Origin of the sequence: Hydrogenophaga palleronii (genome assembly GCF_031457455.1) — a bacterium.
Taxonomy (GTDB): domain Bacteria; phylum Pseudomonadota; class Gammaproteobacteria; order Burkholderiales; family Burkholderiaceae_C; genus Hydrogenophaga; species Hydrogenophaga palleronii_A.
This window is the reverse complement of record NZ_JAVDWU010000006.1, coordinates 15,863-34,836: the sequence shown is the minus strand read 5'-3', so window position 1 is coordinate 34,836 and position 18,974 is coordinate 15,863. Positions and strand designations below refer to the sequence as shown.

The following is an 18,974-nucleotide window of genomic DNA, read 5'->3' as shown; positions in this document are numbered from 1 at the left end:
ATTCCAGGGCTCCCGTGGAACCGGCTTCGCCGGGCCACAGGGAGCGTCCCCCCTCCAAGCGGCGAAGCCGCGCCAGAGAGGGGGGAAGACGCGAAGCGGCGCAGGGGGGCGTACGTCATATGACTTCCAGCTCCGCGTTCATCGCGCCCGCGGCCTTGATCGCTTGCAGAATGGCCAGCAGATCCTGCGGCGTGGCGCCCAGGCCATTAAGCATGCGCACCAGATCGGCCAGCTTGGGCGCAGCGTCCATCTGCACCAGCGCGCCGCCTTGCTGGGTGATCTCAATGTTGGACTTTTCGGCCACCACGGTTTCGCCCCGGGCCAGCGGGTTGGGCTGGCTGATGACCGGGGTGGTGCTGATGCTGACCGACAGGTTGCCGTGTGCCACCGCCACCGGGCTCAACGTGACGGCCTGGTTCATGACGATGGAACCGGTGCGGGTGTTGATGATGACCTTGGCCACGGGAATGGTGGCTTCCAACGGAATCTCTTCGACCTGGGCCAGAAAGCCCACGCGTTCGTGGCTGTTGACGGGGGCACGCAGGCGCACCACGCGACCGTCGATGGCGTGGGCCACGCCTTGCCCCATGCGGCTGTTGATGGCTTCAGCCACACGGCGTGCGGTCTGGAAATCGAAGGCGTTCAGGCCAAGGTCGATGGTCTCACCCAAGGCAAAGTCAGTCTCCACCGTGCGTTCGACCTGTGCGCCAGCGGGAATGCGCCCGGCGCTCAGGTGGTTGATCTGCACCTTGCTGCCGCCGGCCGATGCGCCGGCACCGCCCACCAGCAGGTTGCCTTGTGCGAGCGCGTAGATCTCACCATCCGCGCCTTTGAGCGGGGTGCTGATGAGCGTACCGCCGCGCAGCGACTTGGCGTTGCCCATGGAAGACACGGTCACATCGATCATCTGGCCCGGCTGAGCAAAGGCAGGCAGCTGTGCCGTGACCATGACGGCGGCCACGTTCTTGAGCTGCACCTTGGCATCAGGGGGCAGGTTCAGTCCGAGCTGCTGCAAATAGTTGTTCATGCCCTGGGAGGTGTAGGGCATCTGGGTGGTCTGGTCCCCCGTGCCGTCCAGCCCCACCACCAGGCCAAAACCGGTCAACTGGTTGGTACGCACGCCCTGCACCGCCGCCACTTCCTTGATGCGCATGGTCTGCGCCTGGGCCAGTTGGGGCCAGGCCAGCACGCCAATCACGATCAGTACCCCAAGCCAGGCGCCCAGGCAGATGCGCATCAAGGCGCGGCTGTGCTCGCTGGCGGCAGATGCGGGCGGGTGGAGAGGGACGTTCATGGCAATCTTTTCGAGGCATGGAAAGGGTGACTCCATGCTAGGCCGACTCAGAACGGCATAACGTTCAAAAAGAACCGTCCCAACCAGCCAATTGAAAGCGCTTCGTCGATCTGACCGCGTCCCTTGGATTCAATACGGGCGTTGGCGACCTGTGCGGAAGCCACCACGTTGCCCGGGCGGATGTGGCGCGGATCGACGGTGCCGGAAAAGCGCAGCACATCCACGTTGTTGTTCACGCCGATCTGCTTGTCGCCCACCACGACGAGGTGGCCGTTGGGCAGCACTTCCTGCACGGTGGCGGTGATCACGCCAGAGAAGGTGTTGGCGTTCTCTGTGCCGCCCTTGCCACCAAACTCGGTGGACGACTCGCCGGCGAGCTTGAGGTTGTCGGCCTTGAGCAGGTCCTTGGGACGCACAAACGGCAGCGCGGTGACCCCGCCGGAGGAGCTGCCGGCACGGTCCACGTTGGACGAAGAACTTTGAGTGGCAGACACTTTTTCGGTGATCTGGATGGTCACCGTGTCGCCTGGCATGCGGGCACGCGGGTCTTCAAAGGCGGGTCGGTAGCTGGCGGCCTGGAACAGGCTGCCGCCGCGTGGCGCGGTGCGCACCACCTGGGGATAGGTCACAGGCTTGACTTCGACCAGTTCCACCGGCTTGGTCATGCAGCCGGCAAACAGGCCGGTGAAACCCAGCACGACGGCGCTCAGCAAGGTGCTGCTGCGCTGAAAGAGAGAGGTGGCTTGAGGCATGGTGGGCTCTCAAAAAATGGGAAACAAAACAGTGCCGATCAGATTTGGCTCAGACGCTGCAACATCTGGTCGGAGGTCTGGATGGCCTTGGAATTCATCTCGTAGGCGCGCTGGGTCTGGATCATGGTCACCAGTTCCTGCACCACGTTGACGTTAGAGCTCTCCACGTAGCCTTGCATCAGGTTGCCCAGGCCACCGGCTCCCGGGGCACCGTTGACCGGGCCGCCCGACGCCACCGACTCGGCGTACAGATTCTGACCCAGCGGCTCCAGGCCGGCCGGGTTCACGAAGCCGGCGAGTTCGATGTTTCCCACCTGCTGCGGTGCTGCGTTGCCAGGCACTTTCACGGTGACCACACCGTCGCCGGAAATGGTGATGCTTTGAGCTTCAGCAGGAATGGTGATGTCGCCGGCGATGGGCAGGCCGCCGGAGGTGACCATGCGGCCCTGCTGGTCGAGCTGCATGCTGCCGTCGCGGGTGTAGCCGATGGTGCCGTCCGGCATGTTGACCTGCAGAAAGCCGTTGCCGTTGATGGCCAGATCGAGCTGGTTGCCCGACTGCTGCAGGCTACCCTGGGTGTGTGAACGAGATGTGGCCACCGTGCGCACGCCCAGACCGATCTGCAAACCGGTGGGCAGCGTGTTCTGCTCGTCGGCCGCGGCGCCCACCTGGCGCAGGTTCTGGTACATGAGGTCTTCGAACACGGCGGTGCCCCGCTTGAAGCCGTTCGTGGACACGTTGGCCATGTTGTTGGAAATCACGTCCAGCTGCGTCTGCTGGGCCTGCATGCCGGTCTTGGAAATCATCAACGAGTTGATCATGGTGCTTGCTCCTAATTCAGTTGCGGCTTGGTCCAGAGATACCGAGGAACTGGCTTTGCCAGGCCTCTGGTATCGCCCCCCTTCCAGGGGGGTGGCACCGAAGGTGACGCGGGGGGTTATTCATGTTCATCCATTGAGGCTTAAGAGCTGGGCGGCCGACTTGTCGTTGGCTTCACCGTTTTGCAGCATGCGCATCTGCACTTCGAACTGACGGGCCACGGCGATCATGCCGACCATGGCTTCAATGGGGTTCACGTTGGAGCCTTCCAGCGCGCCGCTCTGCACACCCGCTTGCGCGTCGGCCTGCAACTGCTGGCCTTGCGTGCCCCGAAACAGACCGTCGCCACCACGGGCCAGCTGGTTGTCTGCGTCGGGCGTGACCAGCTTGATGCGGCCCAGTTCCTGCGGGGGCTGGTCGCCCACACGGGCGGTCACCATGCCGCTGCCGGCAATGTCCACCGTGGCATTGGCCGGCACCACGATGGGCGCATCGCCGTCGCTGAGCACCGGCAGGCCTTGTGCGTTGACCAGCGTGCCATCGGCGTCCACTTCAAAGGCACCGGCACGGGTATAGGCCTCGGTGCCGTCCAGTGCCTGCACAGCGAAGTACGACTGTCCCTTGGCCAGCACGTCCAGATTGCGCCCGGTGGGATTGACCGCGCCCGGTGCATCGAGATGCCCGGCCGTGGCTTCCAGCGAGTACACCCGTGTGCTCGAACCATCGCCATTCACCGGCACTGCACGGAAGGTGGACAGCTCCGCGCGAAAACCGGGCGTGGACACATTGGCCAGGTTGTTCGACAGCACCTGCTGCCGATGCATCGCTGCATTGGCGCCGGTCATCGCGGTGTAGATCATGCGGTCCATGGGGGGCTCCGATGCGTTCTAGGGGTGTGCAGCCAGGTGCGATGGCAAAGCCCTGTCGTGCTGCGAACGAGGTGTCTTCGTCCAGTGGCACCGAGGAACCGGCTTTGCCGGGCCTCTGGTGCCGCCCCCTTGAGGGGGTCGCGCGCAGCGCGGCGGGGGTGGGCCATCACTACCTCATGCTCAGGAGAGTGTTGAGCACCTGGTCCTGCGTCTTGATGGTCTGTGCATTGGCCTGGTAGGCGCGTTGCGCAGTCATCATGTTGACCAGCTCGGCGGTGAGGTCGACGTTGGAGTCTTCCAGCGCACCGGACTTGAGCACGCCGAAATTGCCTTCGCCAGGGGCACCTCGCACCGGTTCGCCCGACGCGGCGGTCCTGACCCAGTTGCCACCACCGGTGGGCGACAGGCCCTGCACGTTGCGGAAGTTCACCATCGCCACCTGGCCCGCCGCATGGGTTTCGCCGTTTGAATAGCGGGCGGTCACGATGCCTTGTTCATCGATGTTCAGACCGGTGAACTCGCCGGGACGGTAGCCGTCCTGGTCGATGTCGGCCACGGCAAACGCGGTGCCGAACTGGGTCACGTCCTCGAAGTTGAGGTCGACGTTGAACACCTGGGCCGGGTCGTTGGGCGAGGCCAGTTGCAGCGGCGGGACCACGTTGGCGGGGTCGTAGGAGCCGTCCGGCAGAAAGTTGATCTGGAACGGCACAGCAGCGGCGGGGTCATCGCCGTTGGCGGCGGCATAAACGTTCCACTGGTTGTTGCCGATCTTCTCGAACGCCAGTGTCACAGGGATCTCCAGGCCTTGCTGGTCGAAGGCCACGATGGAGGTCGCGTAGGTGGCCAGCGGGGTGGGCGGCACCTGCGCGGCTGCGATGCCGGCACGCGCGTCGAGGTTGAATTCGGCGGTGATGGCGGTGGTCTGGCGCGCGGGAATGGGACCGCCGGTGGGCAGGCGCAGGGGCTGCGACTCGAAGGCCGTGCGGTTGCCATCCACATCCGTGGGGTAGCCCATGAGATTGGCGCCCTCGTTGTTGATGATGTTGCCATCGGCGTCGAGCTTGAACATGCCGGCGCGCGAGTAGGCCATGGAGCCGTCGCGCTGGCCCAGCTCGAAGAAGCCCGCGCCATTGATGGCCAGGTCCAGTTCATTGCCGGTCACGCTGATGTTGCCTTGGGTGAACATTTGCGAGACGGTGGCCACCGACACCCCGATGCCGGCATTGATGCCGCCAGAGGAGTTGATGGAGCTGGCGTAGAGCTCGGCGAACTCGGCACGCGAGGTTTTCATGCCCACGGTGTTGGCGTTGGCGATGTTGTGGCCGATCACGTCCAGATTGCGGCTGGCGCTGTTCAAACCCGAGAGACCTTGCTGGAATGCCATGGTGATGTCCTTGTGACGGAGAGAAAGGGAGTGTTCGGTTGGAGATGAAAATCGGTTCGCACTTACATGAAGGCGCGGACCTGGTCGTAGGTGGTGGTGCGGCCGTTCTGCAACTGCATCACCATGGCGCCGTTGGCAAAGGCCACCGATGCCACCTTCACGCGGGCCAGTGGCGTGGCCTCCACCTGGTCTGCGCCGTTGTTCGCGCGCACCCGGAAGTTGCCCACATCGGCCGGGTTGATGCTGCCGGCGTCCCACTGGAAGGCGTGATGACCCTTCGTGAGTGAACCCATGTCGACGGTGTCGATCACGCTGCCGTTCTTGTTGAGGATGTCCACGTAGACACGGTTGGCGTCGCCAGCAAGCGCCAGTGCACCCTTGCCGGTGGTGCCGTCGAAAGTGACTGTGTTGCCCTCGACCAGCGCGTCGCGCCCGATCAGCGCGGTGCCCTGCAGCGACTGCATGGACGCGCTCTGTTCGGCCATGCCTTTGAGCGTGGCGTTGAGTTCCTGAATGCCGCTGACCGTGTTGATCTGCGCCATCTGGGTCGTCATCTGTGCGTTGTCCATCGGGTTGAGCGGGTCCTGGTTGTTCAGCTGCGCGACCAGCAGCTTCAGGAAACGGTCTTGCGAGGCCTGGGGGTCGGTGGCGTTGTTGCCGCCCTTGGTGGCCGTGGTGCTGCCCACGGCGGTGCCCAGGTTGCTGAGGTCAAGCGGTTGCGAGAGCATCATGGTTCGTCGTCCTTTTCATGCCGGGATCACTGCCCCATCTGGAGCGTTTTGAGCAGAAGCGACTTGGCCGTGTTCATGACCTCGACGTTGTTCTGATAGGAGCGCGAGGCCGAGATCATGTTGACCATCTCCTCGACCGGGTTCACGTTGGAGTGCGTCACATAGCCGTCCGCATCGGCGCTGGGGTGGTGCGGCGAATGCACCCGCCGCCCAGGCGCTTCGCTCTCGGTGATGTTCTGCACCTTCACGCCCGCCGAGCCCGCGCCACCCATGGGCACGGTCTGGAACGTGATGTGCCGCGCCTTGTAGCTCTGGCCATCCGGCCCCGCCACCGCATCAGCATTGGCCAGGTTGCTGGCCACCACGTTCAGTCGCTGAGACTGCGAACTGATCGCACTGCCCGACACACCAAAAATCGTAAACATGGACATGGTTCAAGTCCTTTCAATGCAAGAGCGCCGGACGGGCCGAGCGCCAGTAGCCGAGAAACACGGCCGAAGAAGCAACACAGACATTCAGGGATGCCACAGACGATGCATCTCCGAGGCGAACGGCTTGTGCCGGAGCGCGTGCCCCCCGATCCAGAAATACCGCGGAACCGGCTTCGCCGGGCCGCAGGTATTGCCCCCCTTCCAGGGGGGTGGCACCGAAGGTGACGCGGGGGGTAGTCATGCTCACTGTCCTTGAATCGCGCTGAGCATGGTCTTCACATGCCCGTTGATGAAACGCAGCGTGGACTCGTAGCGGATGCTGTTGTCCACGAAGTTGGCGCGCTCGCGGTCGATGTCGACCGTGTTGCCGTCCAGGCTGGGCTGGGTCTGCACGGTGTAGGCCATGGCCGGGTTGCGCGCGTCGGTGGTGCCCAGGCGCATGTGCTTGCCATCGGTGATGCTCACGCCAGCACTGGCCGCGCCGCCTGCCACGCTCTTGAGTGCAGCAGCGAAGTCGAAGTCGCGGGCCACATAGCCGGGGGTGTCGGCGTTGGCGATGTTGCTGGCAATCACCTGCTGGCGCTGCGAACGCAGCAGCAAGGCCTTGGATTGGAAATCCAGCCGTGCGGTCATCTGTTCAAGCATGTTCGCCTCCTGGCGGTGTTTGCGGAGTCGGTCAAAGCAAGGGCTTTCACCGGGTTGAAGGGAAGTATGGAAAAACTTGAGGGCGGGCAATGAGCAGAAGAAGCAGGGCTTTCACGGGCATTTCCCTGCTTTGCTGCGATGGCTCGCAGCAAGAATGGACCCACCCCCGCCGCGCTGCGCGCGACCCCCTCAAGGGGGCGGCACAGCCGTCCGGCAAAGCCGGCCCGGCGGTGCCACTGGACTCGAGCCTCCTGCTCGTTGCGGCTGTGGATTACCGGAGCACATATATGAAGACACTGTTCAAACTGCCGCGACTTACTCGACTCGGTCTGAATGCCTTACTAGGAATGGCAACCCTGACAATGGCTTCTGGCGCCGCCGCACAGATCACCGTGCAGCAGAACCCCAGTCTGCCGGCGGCGAATGGCCACAGCATCGAGCAGGTGGCCATGGACTGGCTGCAGCCGGCGCTGGACGCCTCGCTGGGCCGTGAAGGGGCGCAGATACTGCGCCCTGAAGTGATCATGGGTTCACTGGACCCGCGCCTCAAGCTGGCGCCTTGCGGGCGGGTGGAACCTTATTTGCCACCGGGCACCCGCCTGTGGGGCCGCAGCCGCGTGGGCCTGCGCTGCCTGGAGGGTGCGGTGCGCTGGAATGTGTTTCTGCCGGTGACCGTGAAGGCCTGGGGCCCGGCCTGGGTGCTGGTGCGCCCGGTGACCGCCGGCACGCCGCTGGTTCAAGAAGACGCCGAAATCGCCGAAATCGATTGGGCAGAGCAGCACGCCAGCGTGCTGGGCACGCCGGAACTGTGGGTGGGCCATGAGGCGGTGTACGCCCTGCGCCCCGGGCAGGCCCTGCGCCAGCACATGGTGCGGCCTGTGCCGGCCTTTGGTCCGGGCGAGCAGGTGCGGGTGAGCACGTCGGGCGGCGGCATGATCGTGGTGGTCACGGGCCAGTCGCTGGGCACGGGGGTGCCAGGCCAGTCCGTTCGGGTGCGGTTGGCCGGCGGAAAGGTGGTCACAGGCACCGTCCAGGAAGACCAGACGGTGCTGATTTCACTTTGACCACCACCCCCGCCGCGCTTCGCGCGACCCCCTTCGAGGGGGCGAGGCCAGCCGTCCCGCAAAGCCGGCCCGGCGGCATCCCTTGATGGGGTGGGTTCCCTTGCAAAGGGAGATGTTGCCAAGGCTGTTTTCGCACCTTGAGCCCAGAATTTCAGTTTTTCGTGAACTGTTCGACAAAAAAAGCCTAAAGATCCCCTTCACTTTCGCCGATAGTCATTCCACAACCCCCTGAATGCAGGGTCTGGAGAGTGAAATGAAAGTCGATTCATCACCCGATTCGTACATTGGATCCGTTGCCGGAGGCCCCCAGAAGGTGGCCGAGAAGCCGGCGGCTGGTTCCGAAATGGCTGCCGGGTCTGCCGCGCAGTCGAAACCCGCACAGCCACAACCCGGCGTGACGGTGAGCCTGTCTGCATCGACCGCCCAGGCGCTGTCGGCCACGGGATCGGGCGGTAGCGAGGTGTTCAACGCGGAAAAAGTGGAAGCCATGAAGCTGTCGATCGCCAACGGCACTTTCCAGGTGAACGCCGAAGCCATCGCCGACAAGATGCTGTCCAACGCCGCCGAAATGCTCAGCGGCAGCGTCAACCGCAGCTGATCCACCTCTTTCAGGACATCCTTCCCATGAAAACCGCAGCGATTGCCCCCCAAGCCTGGATTGCTTCGCTGCACGAGGGCCTGGACGCCCTCGAAACCGCCTTGCTCAAGAACGATGCCCTTGCCGTCGAACAGGCCAGCACCCAGGTGCATGGCGTGCTTCAGGCTTTGCTCAGCCGGGTGGAACTGGCTTCTCAAGGCCCCGCCGTGCGCGAAGACCTGCACGCTGCCGCCCGCCGCTTCAGCCAGCTGCGCCAGGCTGTGCTGCGCGCCAGTGCCCAGAGCCAGCGCGCCGTGAGCAGCCTGCTGCCCCAGCAGAACGTGAACACCTACCAGCGCCGCCCGGGCCAGATGGGCGGTCGCGGGCCCAGCCAGGGGTATCTGTCGGCCTGATCCGCAGGCCTCGATCCCCGCCGGGAAGATCAGCGATCCGCGCGCCGACTCAGCAAACAGACAGCGCGGCGCAAGCCGGCATCGGCTGGTCGCCGTCATTCCAGTGCGGAACGCACCGCGTCAATGAACCGCGACACCAACGGGTTATCCACGTCTTTGCGCCAGCAAACCGCCACCTCCAACCCCTCTTCTGCACCCTGCAACCGCCGGAACACCACGCCTGGCGGACTGCCAACGGACGCGCATGCCGGCAATATCGCAAGGCCTTCGCCGGCGAGTACCAGCGCCAGGGCGGAATGAACCGTTTCGACCCTGTGCACCGTGCGGACCGTCACGTTGTGCCTGCTCAGCAATGTGCTGACGGTGGATGTCCGTGCGGACTTGTCGGGGACCGGTAAACCGATAAGCTGCACGCCTTGAAGCTTTTCCACGGCCACGACGGTCTGCCGAGCCAACACAGACCGCGTCGGCATGACCAGCATCAACGGCTGCTGCCCGACCGACTCTGACGCCACACCTTCCCTCACCAGCGGTGGCATGCACAGGCCAACCGTCACCTTGAGTTCCCAGATCAGTGCTTCGTAGGTGCGCGTGCTCATTTCGACGAACTGCAACTCGACCCCCGGCAAGGTGCGGCGCAACTGCGGCACGAGCCTGGGCAGCACGGCGTAGCCGAGCGCGAACATGTAGCCGATCGTCAGTCTGCCCCGGTGGCCCGCCGCCACGGCACGCGCGGCCTCGAAACCGTCCTCGGCCAGCGCCAGCGCCTCCTTGGCGCGGGTGAACAGCGCGCGGCCGGCTTCCGTCAGGTGCATGCCGTCTGGCTCGCGGCGAAAAAGCGTGGTGCCCAGGCGCGACTCCAGATTGCGGATCTGGACCGACAGTGGCGGCTGCGCCATGTGCAGCCGCATGGCGGCCTTGCCGACGCTGCGCGCCTCGGCCACCTCGACGAAATAGCGAAGCATCTTCAAGTCCATCGACCCATACTAATCTCGTATGGCCTCGTCGCAAAACAGTATTGGACGCACGTTGACTGCGGTGGGAAGCTGGCGCCGTTTCCACACACGCTTGCCACACCAAGGAGATCGGTTCGACATGAGCGAAGACCTTTGCCTGATGACGGCCGCCACGCTGCGCAGGCGCATTGCCCATCGCGACGTCTCCCCGGTGGAGGTCACGCGAGCCGTGCTGCAACGGGCCGAGCAGTTGCAACCCGAACTGAACTGCTTCATCACCCTGTGTGCCGAAGAAGCGATGCAGGAGGCTCGCGAAGCCGAGCGCGCCGTGATGGCCGGGGAGCCGCTGGGCCTGCTGCACGGCATCCCCTACACCTGCAAGGACATCGTCAACACCCGAGGTGTGCGCACCACGTTCGGCTCGCGCCTATTCGAGAACAACATTCCCAATGAGGATGCGCAGGCGGTCGCCCGGATGCGGCGTCATGGAGCCATCCTCATCGGCAAGACAACGACTTCGGAATTTGGCGCGAAGTGCCTGACCGATGCGCCGTTGTTCGGCCGCACGCGCAACGCCTGTAGCGCGGCGCACACCAGCGGTGGCTCCAGCGGCGGGGCCGCTGTAGCCGTGGCCGCCGGCATCGCACCTTTGGCCATCGCCACGGATGGCGGTGGCTCCACAAGAATCCCCGCAGCTTGCAATGGGGTGGTCGGCTTGAAGCAGTCGCTCGGCACCGTCCCGCACAGCCAGGCAGAAGATGCCTTCGGCAACCTCACCTACGTCACGCCCACCACGCGCACCGTGGCCGACACGGCCCTGATGCTCCAGGCCATGGCGGGGGGCGATCCGTGCGATCCCTGGTCAGTCGATGCACCCGTTCCAGACTATGTGGAACGCGTGCGCAGCGCGGTCGACCTTCGCGGCAAGAAGATCCTGTTCGGTCTGGCACTGGGGGACCGGCCGGTGGCCGGTGAAGTGGCCGAGGCGTTCGAAGCGGCGCTGGGGCATCTGCGCGCGCTGGGCGCCGAGCTTTCGCAACTGCAGGACACGGCCGAATTCGAGGTCGAGCCCCTGTGGCGCACCATCAACCACACGGTCTGGCTCACACGCTTCGGCGCGATGGCAAGCGAACGGCCCGACGATCTCAGCCCTTCGCTGCTGCGGCAACTCGAGCTCGCCACCCAGGTGAGCGGCATCGACTACCAGCGTGCCATGTTCGCCCGCACCCGCCTGTTTCGCCACGTGCAGTCGCTCTTGCGCGACAACGATTTCATTGTCACGCCCACCCTGTCGCGCACGGCGCTTCCCATCGACCAGGACCTGTTCGGCGAGATCGACATCGACGGTCGCAGCTACCCGGAACTGCGCGCCAACTGGTTCCCCTGGCTGATGCCCTTCAACCTGACGGGACATCCGGCGGTGACATTGCCCTGCGGTTTCGGCCGCCACGGATTGCCGATCGGCATCCAGTTGGTGGGAAGGTTCCGCGCAGAAGCAGATCTTCTGCCGGTCGCCGCAATGCTGGAGTCCTCGCTCGCCCTTCCTTCACTTCGACCACGACTGGAGTTCGCATGAAAACCCTGCACGCGCATCGTCTCGTTCTCGTTGGACTGGTATCTACCTTGGCAGTGTCCAGCCCGCTTGCGCAGGCGCCGGACGCCTCCAAGACACCCCTGAAGCTGATTGTCGGGTTCCCGGCGGGGGGCGCGCTCGACACCTTGGCGCGTGCGCTTGCCGAGCATTTGCGCGCCTCCAGCGGAGAAACTGTCCTGGTCGAAAACCGTCCTGGCGCCGCGACGCGAATCGCGATCGACCATGTGAAACGAGCACCTGCGGACGGCAGAACAGTGCTGCTGGCGTCGAGCGCGCCCTTCATCATTTTTCCGATGACCTACAAACGGATCGACTACGACGTAGAGCGAGACTTCCAACCAGTCGCACACCTGGTGGACGTGCCGACGGTGATCTCGACAGCGAGCAGCAGCCCCTACCAGACGGTGGACCAGTACGCCACCTGGGTCCGCAGCCATCCCGGCAACGGCAATGTCGGCCTCACCTCCCTGGGGGGTGCACTGCACTTCTCCATCCTCGCTTTCTCCAAGGCCATCGACGTGCCGTTGACGCCCGTTCCGTACAAAGGCGGTGCACAACTGGTCTCCAACGTGGTCGGCGGGCATGTACCGCTTGCAACCGACGCCCTAGCGAGCCAACTACAACTGCATCACGCGGGGAGAGTGCGCATCCTTGCCGTTTCGGGCACGCAGCGCAACCGCGCACTGCCCGATGTGCCGACCCTGAAGGAGACCGGTATCGACGCCTTCGCGCACGCCAATGCGTGGTACGGGGCCTACGTGCCGGCCAAGACCCCGAAAGCCGTGGTCCAGCAACTCGAGAAGGCCTTCGTCGCCGCTGTCCAGCAACCACACGTACAGGCGCAGTTGCAAAGCGCCGGGCTGGAGCCGACCGGCAGGGATGCTGCTGCAGTTGCCAGCCAACTGCGAGCCGAACGCGATTTCTGGCGCCCTATTGTGAAATCGTCCGGCTTCAAGAGCGAAGACTGATCTGCGTCGGGGGCGTGCCACTGAACCGGTCCGCGACAGGCATCCGGCCATGGCTCCTTACCGCGGAGCACAGCTGGCCCCCCCGGCATCTGGGGCCACAGCACATGCACTTCCGCAGGAAGTTTCGGTGCCACAGGCTTTCACCCGCCTGCGCCGCGCCCAGACCGTGGCGCTCCACACGAGCGCAGCCAGGGAGGCGATCACCATCAGGATCAACATCTCCACCCCGATCCGGGACGCCACGCTCAGCCACGAGGTCAGCCCCAGCGCAGCCGCTCCCCCAAACAGCGGAACCGCCAATGGAATGGTGCAGCAGGCCACACACGCACCGGCCACACCCAGCGCTGTCAGTGCAGGTTTTTTCACGCGTTTTCTCCAGTTGATCCATGCGGGTCGATTCCCGTGGACTCACTGTAGGATCTCAAGTTACTTGAGATGCAAGGCGTGCCATGAAGAATTCCGAAACCGCCCCAGAACCCTCGCCAGAGCTACTGACCATCGGCACCCTGGCCAAGCGAGTCGGCTTGGCGGTGTCTGCTCTTCGCTACTACGAGGAAGTGGGCTTGATCCCCCCTGCCTTGCGTCGCGAGAGCGGACATCGTGTCTACCCGGAATCGGTGCAAGGCGTGCTCATCCTCATCCGCCATTGCCGCGATCTGGGCTTTTCCATTGAAGAGACGCGAGAGCTGGTCACGCTGTCCACCAGCAGCGAACGCGACTGCGTGGAGGCGCGCGCCATTGCCCAGGCGCATCTGACGGCCGTGCGGGCCAAGATGGCCGAGTTGCGCCGCCTGGACCAATGCCTGTCGCGCTACATCCGCGCCTGCAGTGCAAGCTGTGCAGGCGGTCCAGCGCCCGACTGCACCATCCTGAGCGATCTTCGCCAGGGCGCACCTGCATCGACCGATTCTTCAGGGTGTTGCGCTTGAGCCGTTTCGCGCTGGAGCGCCATCAGGTCTGGGTCTACCTCATCGTTATCGGCCTGGGTCTGGCTGCGGGGACTGCTTGGCCATCACTTGGCCCGGCGATGGAGCATCTGCTGTGGCCCACCCTGGCCACCCTGCTGTTCGTGACCTTCCTGCAAGTGCCGCTGCTGCACGTGCGGCATGCCCTGCGCGACCGCCGCTTCGCAGCCGCTGTGCTGCTGGGTAATTTTGTGATGCTGCCCCTGCTGGTCTGGGCGTTGGTGGTGGTTTTTGACTTCGACCCGGTCGTGCGACTTGGCGTGCTGCTGGTGCTGCTGGTGCCATGCACCGACTGGTTCATCACCTTCAGCCAGTTGGGCAAGGGCGACTTGCCCCGGGCGATGGCCATCACACCACTGAATCTGGGGTTGCAACTGGTGCTGCTGCCGTTGTACCTGTGGCTGATGACCGACGCCCAGAGCGTGGGCTCATGGGCCTGGTCCACGCTGGCACCGGCCGTGCTGATCGTGCTGGCGCCCCTGGCTTTGGCAGCTCTGGCTGAGCGGTGGCTGGAAACGCAAGCCAAAACCGAGGGGCTGCGCGAAACCCTGGCGTGGTGGCCCGTGCCGCTTTTGTCTCTCGTGGTGTTTCTGATTGCGGGCGCTCAGGTGGGCACCGTGCTGAACGCGCTGCATGAGCTGCAGATGGTGTTGCCAGTGTTCGTGCTGTTCCTCGTGGCAGCTGCCTTGCTGGCCAAAGGCATCGCGCTTCAGTTGCGCTTACCAGCCGAACAAGGCCGAACGCTGGCGTTCAGCATGGGCACCCGCAATTCCTTCGTGGTGTTGCCCTTGGCCCTATTGTTGCCCGCAGGCTGGGAGGTGGTCGCCGTGGTCATCGTCGTGCAGTCAATGGTGGAGCTGTTCGGCATGGCGGCGTATGTGTGGGTGATACCGAGGTACCTGTTCAGGTAGCGCTGTATCGCGCGCCGCCATGGGCACTATGCCCACGCGCATTTGCGAACCGTATCGATGGTGCGTGTCGTGATGTCAGTACCGAACGTGCGCTCAAGCAGCCTCATGAAGACCGGGCCATTGGGGCCAGGAACATAGGTCACGAAAACCTCTGAGCCCACCACCTTGAGAATGCGCGCATCATCGAGCGTGATCGGCAGCGAGAGCTGCCGCGCGCAAGGTTGACGCAGGAACGCCACAACACACTTGGCTCCAGGCGGCAGATCGAACTCGCCAAACGGATCGGCTTCCAGCATGGTCTGGAGGTACTCACTGGATCGAACGAAGGTGATGAACGTGCGGTCAAGATGCGTTTGCATGGCGCGTTCGGCCCGCTGCCGAAGCACCTGTGCGGACCTGGCCCGATCGCTGAAAACAACGTTGCCACTTGACAGCAGCGTTCGCACCTCCGAGAAACCGGCAAGCTCGAAGGCACGCTTGAGCTCCGGCATCGAAGCGTTCATCGGGCTGACTCCGCGGAGGAATGCGACGTGGCGGGGCAATGGTACAGCGTTGGGGTTTGCTTTGGGCAGATTGTCGTTCGGAATGCGAGGTGAGCAGAAGCGCAACACCACCACACGGCGGACCTGACGTGAAAAGTACGCCGCCACATTTGACCGCTTCAAGGAGATGCCTGACAAGGGTGCTGACCCAATTGCGCAGATTTTTGTGCCCGCGGTTCAGCCCCCCACAAGAGGGTGGCCGAGGTCAGCTCACTGGCCTGTTCACTGGCGCTTGGTTTCTGCGGTGGCGTTGGTACGTCAGCGCGGCAGCCACACAGAAGGCCAGCGTGTCCGTGGGCACCACCTGCGAATCATGAAACACGATGGCACGGTTGCCTTCAAACTGCAAGTCGTCCGGGAACAGGGATCTGAACGTATCGACCAGGGTGGTCTGGCAGTTGAAGTACATGGCGTATTCGGTGGGCCTGGACTTCTTCCAGCCGATTCGAACCGTGCTTCCGCTCTTGCTGCGCGTGGTGAGGTAGGCGGGTTCACCCCACTTCATCGTTTCCTCGAGTTCACCAACCCCTGGCGTGGAGGCAGCCGTTCGGAAGATGAGTTCACGCAGCGCCAGCAACTGGCGGCGCATGGCAGGCGGATAGGCTTCGAACGCCTGCGCGACGGCGTTGCTCTGGAACGGCGTCACCATGGCTTCGATCATCAGCTTGCGAGACCGGCGTTCAGTCAACGATGAAAAGGGTGGCGCCAGCGTCAGTGCGCGAGCGATGTGGCTCGGCCCCGTCCGCCACCTGGTAGCTCATGCCGGGCTTCAGGGTGAACTTGCGGCCATCCTTCAGCTCGGTTTCGAGCTCCCCGTCCAGGCACAGCAGGATGTGGCCCTTGGAACACCAGTGGTCGGCCTCGTATCCCCGCGAGTACTCGACCATGCGCACCCGGACGCTGCCGAAGTTCGCCGTGCGCCAGTAGGCAGTGCCGGTGGTGCCTTTGTGCTCCGTGCGGGGAATCGACGCCCAGTCGGTGGTGCCGAAGGGGATGTCTTCCATCTTCATGGTCGATCTCTCTCAAGGTGGGTGTCTGAAGCCCCGATTCTGGCCCAGCAATCGCCCATGTGACGCGTCAAGCCTGGCGCAAGGCAGCGCGGACGAACCCGGTTTTGGCCATGGTGTAAGCCTCCCGGTCATGGGGATACGCAGTGGCGAGTTGCGTCTTGAGAGCCACATACTCTGCGGCGAGTGCTGGTCTTGACCGCAGCGCATTGCGAAACGCCAGTCGATCGTGCCAGACGGGTCCGCCATGAACAACGAGATGAAGATGATGGGTTCGATGCCCGTTGGCCCAGCGCATGAACCACTTGCGATCTGACAAGGAATCATTGAACGCTGCTGACGTGGCGTAGCCGGACTGGCACAAAGGCAGTGCAAGTCTTTCAGCATCGTTGATGGATCGCACACCGGCAAGCATGTCGATCACGGGTTTGGCTCTGAGGCCTGGAACCGCAGTGCTTCCAATGTGCTCAACTTCCACCAACTCGCCTGGGAAAAGAGACAGGAGACGGCTTCGTTCGGCCTCAAACGCCTGTGGCCAAGTGGCTTCATAGGGGTGCAGCGCTATGTCTTCTTGGATCGCAGCGTGAAGCGACTCTTCTTCAGTCATGGATGAGCACTGGGCAACACCGAACCGGTCCGACTCATGTCAATTGCCACCGGAAAGTCCGAAAAACGCAAACGGAAAAGAAATGCATCGCACCGTCTTTGGGAAGATGAGTCCAGAAACAGCGAGGGCAACCGCCATAGCTATTGCGTACCAGAACACCTCCACAAGAGGCACGGGCGTTCCGCCAATGATCAGGCGACCGATAAGGCCCAGCCACAGACCGGCCCAGGCACCCAGAACAAAAGCCCAGGCGCGGTCGGCAGGCGTTGCAGGCGCGTGCCACCAGGACTGGAATTTGGCCCGCTTTTCTGCGACATACGATGCGCTCATTCGTAGGGGCCTTGTTCCGTGAGAGCCGCATCCGTTCAAATGCGGCTAGCGAGAGGGCACAGATATCGTGGAGGCAATCTTATTCACGTCAGCGTACTTCATGTAGCTCGAGAGGGAAGCCGTGACCTTCGGATCTGCTGTTATCTCCGCCATTGCCACCTGGGCAATCATCTGAAATGCTTCTTGAACGGCCAGAGGGCTGAACTCGTATGCCGCTTTTGTTTCGGAGGGACAGTTCTCCGTGATCAGACGCGTCATCAAACCTCCATAAACCCTTTCTGCTGCGTCGCGCTCCTCGGCGGTGATATTCGAGGCAGATGACAGTTCAGGGTGGCTGGCCAGTGCGAAGAACATGAACTTGACGAGTTGTTTCCGTTCCTTCCCATTGAGCGCATCGACCAAACAAGTCGCGAGCTTCTCAGTGGGGGTTGCAGCATAGGACGGGACCGAAAGCAACACGCTCAATCCCAATGCGAGCGCTTTGAATGTTTTTATCACGAGGGTTTCCTTGATGGCTTGGTCCATTCCTTGGGACGCTGACAACGACCCTCACAAGAAGTGGCACGCGAGGGATTATGTCTGGCCCCGCCCACCCTCATCGTTCACTTGCCCCGGCGACTCTTCCCTGAGAAACAGATCGGGATAGAAAACGATGACGCCTTCCGGGGACAATTTCAGCGTGCCGCGGTAGCCGACACTGGGTGCCTCGTAGTCATATTCGGTATCTGACAAGCGTTTGTAACGCTGCGGGAGCACTTCAAACTTCAGCTGCGGGAACGCCAGGTACGCGGCGGGCGCTTGTGCGTCTTCGCCAATGATCAGGCCCAGGCGCCGCGCGGGAAGAAAGTTCGCTGCGGGCGTGAACCCCAGATCCAGATCGATACAACCAGCGATTGGAGGCTGCTCTGTGCCATTCACCGTCCATGTCCCATTGCCGACGGCACAGATTCGCAAGTCCACGGGCACCTCGCCAAGCCACCCCACGACCGCCGCTTCTCGTGTCTGAAAGGCCGCATCCGCCAACACCTCGTAGCGGAGTTGGCAGACCTTGTGTTCGTCCAGAAAGACGGCCGAACCACGCAAGCTCCAACCGGACTTGCTTTGCTCGAATTGGCAGGCATCGTGGCCCGGTGCGTCAAGCCGGCGCCACAAGACCGCAAACGGGGTGTTCATTCAAGCGCTCCTTGAAAATGGCGATGGTCAGAAATATCACCGACCCTGCAAGGCCTGTCGAGTTCGGCTTTCAATCCACGAAGCCCTGGCGGCAGGCACCACGGCACCGTGCAGGATGCATCAGACGCCTGCATCAACCATTTTCTTGATCTTGGTGGCTTTCTCAAAGTGATCAAGCTTGTGGACTTGAATCCACCACGTGGCGGCCTCCATCAGAAGCTCCGGGTCGTCATTCCTGTTCGCAAAGAAGGCGTAAAAGGAAACGCCAACGGATTCGCCCTTGGCCAGTATCTTCTTGGCGCACACGTCTGTGATTTTTTCTCTTAGACAAAGTCTCATTGCGATGCCTCGGCCATCATGCGGTCTCCGCTCAGTACGTCTGCCAGATCCAGCTTGCTCTGCGTCTGGTTGTACGCAGCAGCCGCTTGCATGGCCACCAAGGCCAACTGTTGCGAAACTCGAGAGAGATGAAGTTCTGCAGAATCCATGACTTTGACCATCCTTGGTGCTACACCTCGACCGTGAATCCAAGATCGATTTCCGATCCGGGCTTGCCACCGGAGAGTCCCCAGTTCTCCAGCGGTATTTCGCGCAGCAAAATCTTGACGTGATCCCGAGGAATACCTGTGGATTCGAGGTTCTCCACGATGCACCGGTACAGCTTGCGCTTGGCATCCAGGGAGCGGCCCGTAAAAGCATCAATGCTCACGTGGGTGTACAGGTCGGGCTTGGTTCGGTCCGGCGGGCACTCGAACCGGTGAGGCTCATGCACCAGCAAGCGCAGGTTTCGGTCGTTCGCCGGAATCTGAAAGGCGGTGCGCAGCGCGCTGTGCACGGCTTCCATGATCCTCAGTTCTTGCTCGCGTTCGTGCTGCATGCGAACTTCAATCAGAACACTTGGCATTGAAATCCTCTGTTGCTTTGCATTAGGTGCCTCCCCTG

Annotated in this window: 28 protein-coding genes; 7 read left to right on the top strand and 21 right to left on the bottom strand. The window is 63.0% G+C overall.

The features are described from left to right. Positions 1-115 precede the first annotated feature (115 nt). The 9 genes from J2W49_RS14655 to flgB form a co-directional block, all read right to left on the bottom strand. Positions 116-1,294 carry a flagellar basal body P-ring protein FlgI gene (locus J2W49_RS14655; RefSeq protein WP_310317490.1) on the bottom strand — a complete coding sequence of 393 codons (1,179 nt, stop codon included), beginning with the start codon at positions 1,292-1,294 and terminating at the stop codon, positions 116-118. 47 nt (positions 1,295-1,341) lie between these two features. Then, positions 1,342-2,046, bottom strand: a complete 705-nt coding sequence (locus tag J2W49_RS14650; RefSeq protein ID WP_310317488.1) for a flagellar basal body L-ring protein FlgH — start codon at positions 2,044-2,046, stop codon at positions 1,342-1,344. Between the two features lie 38 nt (positions 2,047-2,084). After that, positions 2,085-2,867 (bottom strand): flagellar basal-body rod protein FlgG, encoded by a 783-nt coding sequence (gene flgG / locus J2W49_RS14645; protein ID WP_310317486.1) that lies wholly within the window; start codon positions 2,865-2,867, stop codon positions 2,085-2,087. A 126-nt stretch (positions 2,868-2,993) separates the two neighbouring features. Continuing rightward, on the bottom strand, positions 2,994-3,734 hold the full coding sequence (flgF, locus tag J2W49_RS14640; RefSeq protein ID WP_310317484.1) for a flagellar basal-body rod protein FlgF: 741 nt from the start codon (positions 3,732-3,734) through the stop codon (positions 2,994-2,996). A gap of 169 nt (positions 3,735-3,903) precedes the next feature. Then, positions 3,904-5,118 carry a flagellar hook protein FlgE gene (flgE, locus tag J2W49_RS14635; protein ID WP_310317482.1) on the bottom strand — a complete coding sequence of 405 codons (1,215 nt, stop codon included), beginning with the start codon at positions 5,116-5,118 and terminating at the stop codon, positions 3,904-3,906. Positions 5,119-5,180: 62 nt separating this feature from the next. Beyond that, complete coding sequence (locus J2W49_RS14630; RefSeq protein ID WP_310317479.1) at positions 5,181-5,849, bottom strand: flagellar hook assembly protein FlgD; 669 nt, start codon at positions 5,847-5,849, stop codon at positions 5,181-5,183. 26 nt (positions 5,850-5,875) lie between these two features. Beyond that, the gene (flgC, locus tag J2W49_RS14625; protein WP_304913975.1) at positions 5,876-6,280 is read right to left on the bottom strand and encodes a flagellar basal body rod protein FlgC; all 405 of its coding nucleotides are present in this window, start codon (positions 6,278-6,280) and stop codon (positions 5,876-5,878) included. 13 nt (positions 6,281-6,293) lie between these two features. Next, positions 6,294-6,521 (bottom strand): hypothetical protein, encoded by a 228-nt coding sequence (locus tag J2W49_RS14620; RefSeq protein ID WP_310317475.1) that lies wholly within the window; start codon positions 6,519-6,521, stop codon positions 6,294-6,296. A gap of 2 nt (positions 6,522-6,523) precedes the next feature. Then, complete coding sequence (gene flgB / locus J2W49_RS14615) at positions 6,524-6,925, bottom strand: flagellar basal body rod protein FlgB (RefSeq protein WP_310317472.1); 402 nt, start codon at positions 6,923-6,925, stop codon at positions 6,524-6,526. A 347-nt stretch (positions 6,926-7,272) separates the two neighbouring features. Between flgB and flgA the strand changes: the two genes are divergently transcribed. From flgA to J2W49_RS14600, 3 genes are all read left to right on the top strand, one after another. After that, positions 7,273-7,989, top strand: coding sequence for a flagellar basal body P-ring formation chaperone FlgA (flgA, locus tag J2W49_RS14610; RefSeq protein ID WP_310317470.1), 717 nt, complete (start codon positions 7,273-7,275; stop codon positions 7,987-7,989). 253 nt (positions 7,990-8,242) lie between these two features. Then, positions 8,243-8,587, top strand: coding sequence for a flagellar biosynthesis anti-sigma factor FlgM (flgM, locus tag J2W49_RS14605; RefSeq protein ID WP_310317467.1), 345 nt, complete (start codon positions 8,243-8,245; stop codon positions 8,585-8,587). Positions 8,588-8,613: 26 nt separating this feature from the next. Next, on the top strand, positions 8,614-8,979 hold the full coding sequence (locus tag J2W49_RS14600; RefSeq protein ID WP_310317464.1) for a hypothetical protein: 366 nt from the start codon (positions 8,614-8,616) through the stop codon (positions 8,977-8,979). Positions 8,980-9,074: 95 nt separating this feature from the next. On the opposite strand, the gene J2W49_RS14595 is transcribed toward J2W49_RS14600, so the two are convergent. Then, positions 9,075-9,956 carry a LysR family transcriptional regulator gene (locus J2W49_RS14595; protein WP_310317462.1) on the bottom strand — a complete coding sequence of 294 codons (882 nt, stop codon included), beginning with the start codon at positions 9,954-9,956 and terminating at the stop codon, positions 9,075-9,077. Positions 9,957-10,074: 118 nt separating this feature from the next. On the opposite strand from J2W49_RS14595, the gene J2W49_RS14590 reads away from it, so the two are divergent. Both J2W49_RS14590 and J2W49_RS14585 read left to right on the top strand, forming a co-directional pair. Then, positions 10,075-11,511: an amidase gene (locus tag J2W49_RS14590; RefSeq protein ID WP_310317461.1), complete on the top strand. Its 1,437-nt coding sequence runs from the start codon at positions 10,075-10,077 to the stop codon at positions 11,509-11,511. Then, positions 11,508-12,497 carry a tripartite tricarboxylate transporter substrate-binding protein gene (locus J2W49_RS14585; protein WP_310317457.1) on the top strand — a complete coding sequence of 330 codons (990 nt, stop codon included), beginning with the start codon at positions 11,508-11,510 and terminating at the stop codon, positions 12,495-12,497. The genes J2W49_RS14590 and J2W49_RS14585 overlap by 4 nt, the downstream gene beginning before the upstream one ends. A gap of 57 nt (positions 12,498-12,554) precedes the next feature. Here the strand turns inward: J2W49_RS14585 and J2W49_RS14580 are convergent, their stop codons facing one another. Further along, a complete protein-coding gene (locus J2W49_RS14580; RefSeq protein WP_310317455.1) occupies positions 12,555-12,863 on the bottom strand; it encodes a hypothetical protein in 309 nt (102 codons plus the stop codon). A gap of 83 nt (positions 12,864-12,946) precedes the next feature. Between J2W49_RS14580 and J2W49_RS14575 the strand changes: the two genes are divergently transcribed. Further along, the gene (locus tag J2W49_RS14575; protein WP_310317452.1) at positions 12,947-13,426 is read left to right on the top strand and encodes a MerR family DNA-binding protein; all 480 of its coding nucleotides are present in this window, start codon (positions 12,947-12,949) and stop codon (positions 13,424-13,426) included. Next, on the top strand, positions 13,423-14,373 hold the full coding sequence (locus J2W49_RS14570) for an arsenic resistance protein (protein WP_310317449.1): 951 nt from the start codon (positions 13,423-13,425) through the stop codon (positions 14,371-14,373). Before J2W49_RS14575 ends, J2W49_RS14570 begins: the two co-directional genes overlap by 4 nt. Before the next feature lie 26 nt (positions 14,374-14,399). Here the strand turns inward: J2W49_RS14570 and J2W49_RS14565 are convergent, their stop codons facing one another. From J2W49_RS14565 to J2W49_RS14520, 10 genes are all read right to left on the bottom strand, one after another. Continuing rightward, positions 14,400-15,053, bottom strand: coding sequence for a DUF1697 domain-containing protein (locus J2W49_RS14565; protein ID WP_310317447.1), 654 nt, complete (start codon positions 15,051-15,053; stop codon positions 14,400-14,402). A 67-nt stretch (positions 15,054-15,120) separates the two neighbouring features. Further along, positions 15,121-15,603, bottom strand: a complete 483-nt coding sequence (locus tag J2W49_RS14560) for a DUF1801 domain-containing protein (protein ID WP_310317444.1) — start codon at positions 15,601-15,603, stop codon at positions 15,121-15,123. Beyond that, on the bottom strand, positions 15,596-15,925 hold the full coding sequence (locus tag J2W49_RS14555) for a DHCW motif cupin fold protein (RefSeq protein WP_310317441.1): 330 nt from the start codon (positions 15,923-15,925) through the stop codon (positions 15,596-15,598). The genes J2W49_RS14560 and J2W49_RS14555 overlap by 8 nt, the downstream gene beginning before the upstream one ends. A gap of 67 nt (positions 15,926-15,992) precedes the next feature. Then, a complete protein-coding gene (locus tag J2W49_RS14550) occupies positions 15,993-16,529 on the bottom strand; it encodes a GrpB family protein (RefSeq protein ID WP_310317440.1) in 537 nt (178 codons plus the stop codon). Between the two features lie 39 nt (positions 16,530-16,568). Continuing rightward, positions 16,569-16,859, bottom strand: coding sequence for a hypothetical protein (locus tag J2W49_RS14545; protein WP_310317437.1), 291 nt, complete (start codon positions 16,857-16,859; stop codon positions 16,569-16,571). Positions 16,860-16,904: 45 nt separating this feature from the next. Further along, entirely contained in the window at positions 16,905-17,384 is a 480-nt protein-coding gene (locus J2W49_RS14540) for a hypothetical protein (RefSeq protein WP_310317434.1), read from the bottom strand. A gap of 48 nt (positions 17,385-17,432) precedes the next feature. Beyond that, positions 17,433-18,032 carry a putative glycolipid-binding domain-containing protein gene (locus J2W49_RS14535; protein ID WP_310317430.1) on the bottom strand — a complete coding sequence of 200 codons (600 nt, stop codon included), beginning with the start codon at positions 18,030-18,032 and terminating at the stop codon, positions 17,433-17,435. Between the two features lie 120 nt (positions 18,033-18,152). Then, entirely contained in the window at positions 18,153-18,338 is a 186-nt protein-coding gene (locus tag J2W49_RS14530; RefSeq protein ID WP_310317427.1) for a DUF6500 family protein, read from the bottom strand. A 29-nt stretch (positions 18,339-18,367) separates the two neighbouring features. Continuing rightward, positions 18,368-18,520 (bottom strand): hypothetical protein, encoded by a 153-nt coding sequence (locus tag J2W49_RS14525; protein ID WP_310317425.1) that lies wholly within the window; start codon positions 18,518-18,520, stop codon positions 18,368-18,370. Positions 18,521-18,540: 20 nt separating this feature from the next. Next, positions 18,541-18,936 (bottom strand): tautomerase family protein, encoded by a 396-nt coding sequence (locus tag J2W49_RS14520; RefSeq protein WP_310317422.1) that lies wholly within the window; start codon positions 18,934-18,936, stop codon positions 18,541-18,543. Positions 18,937-18,974: the final 38 nt, after the last annotated feature.

Coding starts and splice junctions, on each gene's coding strand:
- J2W49_RS14655 (WP_310317490.1), bottom strand. CDS start 1,294: ATGAACGTCCCTCTCCACCCGCCCGCATCTGCCGCCAGCGAGCACAGC.
- J2W49_RS14650 (WP_310317488.1), bottom strand. CDS start 2,046: ATGCCTCAAGCCACCTCTCTCTTTCAGCGCAGCAGCACCTTGCTGAGC.
- flgG (WP_310317486.1), bottom strand. CDS start 2,867: ATGATCAACTCGTTGATGATTTCCAAGACCGGCATGCAGGCCCAGCAG.
- flgF (WP_310317484.1), bottom strand. CDS start 3,734: ATGGACCGCATGATCTACACCGCGATGACCGGCGCCAATGCAGCGATG.
- flgE (WP_310317482.1), bottom strand. CDS start 5,118: ATGGCATTCCAGCAAGGTCTCTCGGGTTTGAACAGCGCCAGCCGCAAT.
- J2W49_RS14630 (WP_310317479.1), bottom strand. CDS start 5,849: ATGATGCTCTCGCAACCGCTTGACCTCAGCAACCTGGGCACCGCCGTG.
- flgC (WP_304913975.1), bottom strand. CDS start 6,280: ATGTCCATGTTTACGATTTTTGGTGTGTCGGGCAGTGCGATCAGTTCG.
- J2W49_RS14620 (WP_310317475.1), bottom strand. CDS start 6,521: ATGACTACCCCCCGCGTCACCTTCGGTGCCACCCCCCTGGAAGGGGGG.
- flgB (WP_310317472.1), bottom strand. CDS start 6,925: ATGCTTGAACAGATGACCGCACGGCTGGATTTCCAATCCAAGGCCTTG.
- flgA (WP_310317470.1), top strand. CDS start 7,273: ATGGCAACCCTGACAATGGCTTCTGGCGCCGCCGCACAGATCACCGTG.
- flgM (WP_310317467.1), top strand. CDS start 8,243: ATGAAAGTCGATTCATCACCCGATTCGTACATTGGATCCGTTGCCGGA.
- J2W49_RS14600 (WP_310317464.1), top strand. CDS start 8,614: ATGAAAACCGCAGCGATTGCCCCCCAAGCCTGGATTGCTTCGCTGCAC.
- J2W49_RS14595 (WP_310317462.1), bottom strand. CDS start 9,956: ATGGACTTGAAGATGCTTCGCTATTTCGTCGAGGTGGCCGAGGCGCGC.
- J2W49_RS14590 (WP_310317461.1), top strand. CDS start 10,075: ATGAGCGAAGACCTTTGCCTGATGACGGCCGCCACGCTGCGCAGGCGC.
- J2W49_RS14585 (WP_310317457.1), top strand. CDS start 11,508: ATGAAAACCCTGCACGCGCATCGTCTCGTTCTCGTTGGACTGGTATCT.
- J2W49_RS14575 (WP_310317452.1), top strand. CDS start 12,947: ATGAAGAATTCCGAAACCGCCCCAGAACCCTCGCCAGAGCTACTGACC.
- J2W49_RS14555 (WP_310317441.1), bottom strand. CDS start 15,925: ATGAAGATGGAAGACATCCCCTTCGGCACCACCGACTGGGCGTCGATT.
- J2W49_RS14550 (WP_310317440.1), bottom strand. CDS start 16,529: ATGACTGAAGAAGAGTCGCTTCACGCTGCGATCCAAGAAGACATAGCG.
- J2W49_RS14545 (WP_310317437.1), bottom strand. CDS start 16,859: ATGAGCGCATCGTATGTCGCAGAAAAGCGGGCCAAATTCCAGTCCTGG.
- J2W49_RS14540 (WP_310317434.1), bottom strand. CDS start 17,384: ATGGACCAAGCCATCAAGGAAACCCTCGTGATAAAAACATTCAAAGCG.
- J2W49_RS14535 (WP_310317430.1), bottom strand. CDS start 18,032: ATGAACACCCCGTTTGCGGTCTTGTGGCGCCGGCTTGACGCACCGGGC.
- J2W49_RS14525 (WP_310317425.1), bottom strand. CDS start 18,520: ATGGATTCTGCAGAACTTCATCTCTCTCGAGTTTCGCAACAGTTGGCC.
- J2W49_RS14520 (WP_310317422.1), bottom strand. CDS start 18,936: ATGCCAAGTGTTCTGATTGAAGTTCGCATGCAGCACGAACGCGAGCAA.